This window comes from Moorena sp. SIO3I6, from assembly GCF_010672095.1.
In genome coordinates, this window is sequence record NZ_JAAHHU010000684.1 from 1 (window position 1) to 2,446 (window position 2,446).

A 2,446-nucleotide genomic window follows, 5' to 3' on the forward strand; every position below is an offset into this window, starting at 1 on the left:
CCCCCTTAAACTCTACCCCTGTAACTGCTGTATTATCTCGAATTTCAGCACCTTGTTTTTGGGCTTGTTGGATGAGATAGTGATCGAAAACATCCCGTTGCACCATCCAAACTGGTTCTTGAGTGTCCAGTTTCACCTCTACTGGATCATCCATTTTCCAGGTGTAGCGTACACTCTCAGCTTTCAGAGATATCGCAGGTGTAAAGTCGAAATCAAACCACTGTTGCACTTGTGGGGAAACCGCACCACTACAAGCCTTGTACCGGGGTAAGGATTCTTTTTCTAGAACCACCACAGACTTTCCAGCTTTAGCCAGGTGATAAGCAGCAGTTCCACCAGCCGGTCCCGCACCAACGATTATGCAGTCAAACATGATGTTTCTACTTTACTCCTCAAAGATTTATCGATTGAATTTCAAAGACTAACGGCCCAGTGTGTCAGCCTACTATCCAAGTTGAGTGACCAATTTACCAGGACTTACTCACGCTTGATGCCCAGCAATTGAGACAAACTAACATTCGGGAATTGTAAAATCACTATCAATTCATAATAATGACCCTACAAACATTGCAGGGTCGAGATTAGGCTATTACCAAAATGCTTACCCTTAATCGATAACATCCTGAAAACGCCTAATCAGTTATTATCTGGATGCACCTCTACACTGATAGTTTTTGTCTCTTGTTCATTCAATTTTTCAGTCATTAGACTCGTTAATCCGGATAGTTTAGTTGGCTAATTATTAGGGTAATCATTAGTTTGTATAACCATTATTGACCTATAATTTTTGAAACATGTAGAGTTTTGAGGAATCTTTATTAAAGTTTCACGAATTCACAGCTAAAACTATAGCCAAAACGATTAGTGTATTTTTTCCTTCCCCATCCTCTTTCCCTATGAGCGTCTTCTCAATCCTCAGTCTATCTCAAATCGGTTGGTATCGGTATTGAGGAGTTCAACCAAGGTAGGAGAGATTTTGTTATAGCAGATTTGGGTAGACTTGGTAAGTTATATCAGATGGCCATTATCTTAGAAGTCTAATGCCGTCAGAAACAAAATCACCACTAGCTCTAATTTTCTACCTGGCAAACTCAAATCCACGCGCTCAAGCTATTATCTCTATAACTTCGGTTTTGGTCTTTAGGAATTGTTAGGGTCTTGCTGACTCCTAGTCTTACCTGAATTCACTAACCAACCAAACCCCTGGCATAATACCACTAACCTTACTAAGGGAAAGTAAGCCATGGCAATGACTTATTTGACCTAACCTAAGATCGTTCGGTGCTCAAGTCCCGCCTAATATGGATTTTGATGAGTTCTGAAAACTACCTCAATCACCCCAATTTTGGTCTACTGTTTCGAGTTTGCATTGTTGAACCACAACAAGAGTTGTTCACTACGATCTATGCCCAGAGACTTTTCTTTTTGGTGAAAAGTACTACCAATGGCATTGCCTTTGAGCCAATCAGTCGTTCTGAGGCTCGGCTGTTGGTAGAAAATCGCCTGCGCTTACTTAGGCGCAGTGGTTCATCGGCTGATTATGAGCAGCTTAGAGTTATCCATCAGCAAACCTTCCAATAAGTTCCATAAGGAAACCTTCCCATGATTGGTTTAATTACAGAACCCATTACCAAGATTCGCCAACAAATCCCACCCAATTTACCGCTGAAAGCAGTTACTAAAACTAGGTCCCTAGAAGCTAGGGGAGGGGCTGATGCTGCGCCATCTGCGGGATTGCCTCCAAAAGTGGTTACGACCTGGGGCTTCTTTTGCTGGAAGCTAAATTTGAAGTACCCACAACCAAATCGAAGGTTGTTGAATGGGTTGGTCTTACCGCCAAAAGTAAGTCCCAACGACCATTGTGAGCGTCTGCTGAAATGAGATTATCGGATGAGGAAGTAATGGGGTAGTATATACCCAACCACATCCATCATCAATATTGCCCTCTTATATATAATGGCATAGCCTTCTGAAAGTTGCTTTTTTCGAGAACTACACCCCGATCAGAAGGCAGATATATCTTTTATATTGATAACCTTGTGGTGTTCTCAAGGGTGAAAATTATTAAGTAAGCTCAGGGGTAAGTTAGACTGTTTAAGTTCTAGTCTAAGCATCTACTAAAGACTGCTGCCCTAGAGAAGGTCGATTATCGGCTTTGCAGAAGCTTACACTAAAGTTGTGATGGAGAGTTGACTATGAGCGGTATTTTTAATAAGCTGCGCGATTTCGTCGGTCTGAATGAGCCAGTGGAATACGAATACGAATATGAAGACATTGAGGGGGATGCCTACCCAACTCCCTACCCACAAGAGCAACCGGTTCAACCGCCACCAGAGGAGGAACGTCCGACCAGACGACGTTCTCGGGAGCGGACAACGGTATCAGAAGCAGGGGTAGGGCCATCTCCGATCAATAATGTGATTGGCATGCCTGGAGCAGTCAATGG

At 42.8% G+C, this 2,446-nt stretch carries 3 protein-coding genes and 1 pseudogene; 3 read left to right on the plus strand and 1 reads right to left on the minus strand.

The annotated features are described in order from the left end of the window. Positions 1-373, minus strand: a 373-nt coding sequence (locus F6K49_RS41380; protein ID WP_293106924.1) for an FAD-dependent oxidoreductase, incomplete at its 3' end; no start/stop codon positions are given. A 938-nt stretch (positions 374-1,311) separates the two neighbouring features. On the opposite strand from F6K49_RS41380, the gene pipX reads away from it, so the two are divergent. From pipX to F6K49_RS41395, 3 genes and pseudogenes are all read left to right on the plus strand, one after another. Next, positions 1,312-1,581: a transcriptional coactivator PipX gene (gene pipX, locus F6K49_RS41385; protein WP_070396730.1), complete on the plus strand. Its 270-nt coding sequence runs from the start codon at positions 1,312-1,314 to the stop codon at positions 1,579-1,581. 21 nt (positions 1,582-1,602) lie between these two features. Continuing rightward, positions 1,603-1,881, plus strand: a complete 279-nt coding sequence (locus tag F6K49_RS41390; RefSeq protein ID WP_293085475.1) for a hypothetical protein — start codon at positions 1,603-1,605, stop codon at positions 1,879-1,881. Between the two features lie 314 nt (positions 1,882-2,195). Further along, positions 2,196-2,446 (plus strand): annotated as a pseudogene (locus tag F6K49_RS41395) (cell division protein SepF); the annotation flags it as partial.